At 66.1% G+C, this 540-nt stretch carries 1 protein-coding gene; it reads right to left on the bottom strand.

The genetic code is table 11. The annotated features are described in order from the left end of the window. On the bottom strand, positions 1-540 hold a 540-nt coding region (locus tag NVV99_RS26360), incomplete at both ends, for a helicase-related protein (RefSeq protein ID WP_260783283.1).

Below are 540 nucleotides of genomic sequence, written 5' to 3'. Positions count from 1 at the left end.
GCTCTGCGCCCACGAGACGGTCAGGTCCCCGCCGATGTCGTCCATGGTGGGTGGCACATCGGCCTTGCGGATCATCGACACGAAGTTCGATTTGCGGGCGACGTACTGGTACATCATCGCGTCGTAGGAGCGGCGGGCGACCATGTTGACCACGCTGACGGTCTCGTGGACGTTGCCCTGACGGATGATGCGGCCGAGACGTTGTTCCATGTCCGCAGCCGTCCACGCCGGGTCGAGGTTGATCATCTGCTTGAGTGCCCGTTGGACGTTCAGGCCGGTGCCACCCTTCTTGGTGGAGGTCAGCAGCACCCGGATCCGCCCGTCGGCGCAGGCTTGCACCAGGCGGGCCTTGGCCCTGGGGTTGTCGTAGTCGTGCATGAAGGCAACGTGCTCGGGTTTCATCCCTCGGGCCACCAGGGCGTCGCGCAACTCGGTGTAGAGATTGCGGGCCTTGGGGCCGGCACCGGCCTTGGGGGTGCCGCGGTCGCAGAACACCAGCTGGAACACCCCGGTCATCTCGGGGCCGTACTTGTCGGCCGG

This window comes from Rhodococcus sp. PAE-6, from assembly GCF_025290685.1.
GTDB classification, from domain to species: Bacteria; Actinomycetota; Actinomycetes; order Mycobacteriales; family Mycobacteriaceae; genus Rhodococcus; species Rhodococcus pyridinivorans.
The sequence above is the reverse complement of the archived record's forward strand: the minus strand, read 5'-3'. Positions and strand labels throughout refer to the sequence as shown.